Source organism: Alkalibacterium indicireducens, from assembly GCF_039522005.1.
Lineage (GTDB): Bacteria > Bacillota > Bacilli > Lactobacillales > Carnobacteriaceae_A > Alkalibacterium > Alkalibacterium indicireducens.
This window is the reverse complement of record NZ_BAAADA010000216.1, coordinates 1-3,032: the sequence shown is the minus strand read 5'-3', so window position 1 is coordinate 3,032 and position 3,032 is coordinate 1. Positions and strand designations below refer to the sequence as shown.

The following is a 3,032-nucleotide window of genomic DNA, read 5'->3' as shown; positions in this document are numbered from 1 at the left end:
ATTTTAATATTAAAATTGAAGAGTTACCATCTCTAGAAAAAAAGTTTCCGCCAAAGTCTTGACACATACCAAGTCTGTTTGACTATGGACAGATCATGTGGTTTTAGATATTTAAGAAATGAGATGCAGGGAATACCCAGATACACTGAACAGTCACCAACCGACTGAACGGCAATCTATGCTATAATAGACAAAAATTAGAAATAGGGAGACTTAAAGCAATGCATTCACGATTACTTGAAAAATATGGTGTCATAACTAAAGTAGCCGGATCTGATTATAATTTCAGGTATCAGACCGCAGGAAGCAAAGTGGTTGACGATATGAACAGGCTTTTAGATAAAATAGATTCCGACAGACCGGATGAAATCTATACGGGACAGCAGGTCCATAGTGCAAATGTCACTTATGCAGATGGATCAAACGGTGATTCATTTGTCTTCGGCAGGACATTCAAGGAAACAGACGGTCTGCTGACAGACAAAAAAAGGGTCGGCCTGCTTATCAAGTATGCGGACTGCACACCGGTTATTCTGTATGATCCTGTGCATGAAATACTGGTCAATGTCCATTCAGGCTGGCGGGGAACGACTCAACGGATCACCACAAAAGCGATAGATAAAATGATCAGTGTCTATGGTACAAATCCTGAAACGTTGATTGCATACGTCGGCCCTTCGATCGACCAGGAAAATTATGAAGTGGGGCCGGAAGTATATGAGGCATTTGCTGAATTTCCTGAGCGTGATCAGTTTTTCAGGAAGACAGGGGCTAAATATAAGATGAGCATGACGGATGCGAACTTGTCGATATTAAAAGAGGCCGGCATCAAAGAGGATAATATTGAAGTTGAGCGGGCCTCGACATTCACAGACGAACGGCTGCATTCAGCTAGAGGGGAAGGCTCCAGCTATCAGCTGAACGGACTCTTTGCCATGATGACCTGAAAGATAAAAAATAACGCTGCCGATTGCTGGCAGCAGAAAAATCAGGATGTTAGCTTCCTGACTATCTGCTGCCGAATCGGCAGCGTTTTATAATGAGTCCAGTCCATTGATTAAAGCAGGCAGAACAGAATCGATATAGTCTCCTGGCGATTCAGCCTGTGAAGACTCGCAGTAATCTCTGGTCATTCCCAGTAACGTATGGGTCAGCATTCTTGCCAGCTTGAGATGAACCGAAGAATCTATCCCAGGTTTATGAAGAGCCAGATGTGAAGATAGAATATCGATCAGATGAGAATGAATCACCAGATCGATCATCTCAGACTCTTCAAATCCATCCGAATACGAATCGAGTGTTTTTTCGAAACGAATCAGTGAAATAAAAAGTTCTCTGAGAGTATCCTCAGTCGACAGATGCTGTTTGATGTCAGGGTGACTATTGCAGCCAAGGTTTGACCTCAATGCTTCACTGACGACCTGCTCAAGTAAGTCATATTTATCTAGGAAATGATTATAAAAGGTGGCCCGATTGATCTGTGCTTCTTTAGTAATATCTTTAACTGTAATGGAGGCAAATGGCTTTTTTCCTGAAAGAAGGATAAAAGAATCGATAATCTGTGTTCTTGAACGTGTCACACGGGGATCTTTTTTAACTTGCACTATATTCGTCTACCTTTCTCCTGAGATATTAAACAGACAAAGCGGTCTGTTATCTAAACAACACATCTACTATACTGTTGGTTTATTTTCAAGTCAAGCTGTCATATAATAAGCAATGCAGCTGACTTACGAAAAGTTAGCATTTAAAAGGAGGAGTTTTTTTATGGTAAAGATTGGAATTATAACGGGTAGTACACGAGATACACGTGTCAATAATCAGGTGGCTGAGTATGTACTTGAAAAAGCGAAAGAGACAGAGGATGCAGAATTTGAAATCGTCGATATCAAAGATTACGACCTGCCAATGTTCAACGAGGCTCTGCCGCCATTAATGGCGAACAAGCAGTATGACAAAGAAGGCAATCAGAAATGGTCTGAAAAAATCGATTCACTTGACGGATTTATTTTCATCACGCCTGAATATAATAAATCCATCACCCCATCTCTTAAAAACGCGATTGACTACCTTGCTTCCGAATGGGGAAATAAAGCAGCCGGAATCGTCGGTTACGGCTCAACCTTAGGTGTGGCGGCAACTATCAGTCTGCGTACGATTCTATCTAATGCCAACGTGGCTACAGTAGGACCTGCAGGTGGATTCAGTCTCTTCACTGATTTTGAAGAAATGACTACATTCCGTCCTTCAGAAGTACACAATCCGACAATCAAATCTGTGATCGATACAACTGTTTCATGGAGTCGTGGACTGAAAACAATCAGAGGATAATAAATACATTAAAGAAGATAAAGGAAGAGTCGCTGACCAGGTCAGCGACTCTTTTTTGATAAAGTTGTCGAAAAAACTGGACTTACTGGTCCATAATTTATAAACCCATTAATAGATAGGAGAAAAAGAGGCGGATGCCTCTTTTCAAATAGAAATCTTTTGACCTTTAGAAATGATTAAGAACCGAATGCCTCATAAAGTAGAGATATGGGGTATTCGCATCCAGAATAAAAGAACGAATGCCTCATAAGATAGAAATATGAGGTATTCACAACTAAAAATTAAGATGAATGCCTCATAAAACAGAGATTTGAGGCATTCGCCAACTATATGGATGAGGTCAAAGAGGCGGAAGCCTCTTTTCCGATCGAAAGTGAGGCATATAGAAGACTCGAATGTGCCATAAATGGATATATGGACTGTTCATTTCGAAAAAAGGTGGTCGAATGTGTCATAAATAACTATATGGTGTATTCACGGAATGAAAACAGGTGCGACTGGTTCATAAACAGATATATGAACCATTCATCTTTAAAAAATGAGACTTGACCAGAATCGATCAGAATAACGTCTACCGGAAAATCAGGCCAGTTGTCTTACTCTCTCCAGAATACAGCCTACTGTATAGTACTATGTGTAAAATAGTTGTCGGAAAGTAAAATAGTAGGGCAAGAAATTAAAGTAGACAAAAAGAAAGAAGA

At 40.3% G+C, this 3,032-nt stretch carries 3 protein-coding genes; 2 read left to right on the top strand and 1 reads right to left on the bottom strand.

The features are described from left to right. Window positions 1-221 precede the first annotated feature (221 nt). Window positions 222-947, top strand: coding sequence for a peptidoglycan editing factor PgeF (pgeF, locus tag ABFX15_RS12005; RefSeq protein WP_346025631.1), 726 nt, complete (start codon window positions 222-224; stop codon window positions 945-947). 87 nt (window positions 948-1,034) lie between these two features. Here the strand turns inward: pgeF and ABFX15_RS12000 are convergent, their stop codons facing one another. Continuing rightward, a complete protein-coding gene (locus ABFX15_RS12000) occupies window positions 1,035-1,604 on the bottom strand; it encodes a TetR/AcrR family transcriptional regulator (RefSeq protein WP_346025630.1) in 570 nt (189 codons plus the stop codon). A gap of 163 nt (window positions 1,605-1,767) precedes the next feature. On the opposite strand from ABFX15_RS12000, the gene ABFX15_RS11995 reads away from it, so the two are divergent. Next, window positions 1,768-2,331: an NADPH-dependent FMN reductase gene (locus tag ABFX15_RS11995; RefSeq protein ID WP_346025629.1), complete on the top strand. Its 564-nt coding sequence runs from the start codon at window positions 1,768-1,770 to the stop codon at window positions 2,329-2,331. Window positions 2,332-3,032 lie beyond the last annotated feature (701 nt).